This is a genomic window from Bacillus sp. JJ722, assembly GCF_036963345.1.
Lineage (GTDB): Bacteria > Bacillota > Bacilli > Bacillales > DSM-1321 > Bacillus_AD.
Genome location: NZ_JBALMO010000072.1, coordinates 1 through 477 on the forward strand (window position 1 = coordinate 1; position 477 = coordinate 477).

Genomic DNA, 477 nt, shown 5'->3' on the forward strand with positions numbered 1-477 from the left:
TTTCAGTTGCAGGTAAAGAGTTTTTGAAAGAACTTCATGTTCAAGCTAATAATTTCAAAGAATAATTTCTTAGTTATAAACTATCATTAATTCAAACAAGAACAAATTATAGCAATTAACCTCCCCTGTAAGACAGTGGGAGGTATCAAAAATTGCAACTATACTATCTTAAACTCATTTACACTCATTTACACCAAACAGAAAAAAGACCACTAAACTTTTGTGGTCTTTTTCAACGGATTCTATAAGCTATTACTTCATTTTTGAAAGGATACATATTTTTAAAGAATGTTTAACTCAACTTATTCCGCCAAACACCCTGAATAATTTTTTTTGTAATCTTTCATTGTTGTTAAATCCTCAAATAACGGTTTAAGCAAATTAATTAAACTGTATAAGATTCATCCATGATTAATATAGGCTTGATTGCAGATCCATCCGCTGAATCAATAGAAGCCTGATTGATATCTTCAAAGT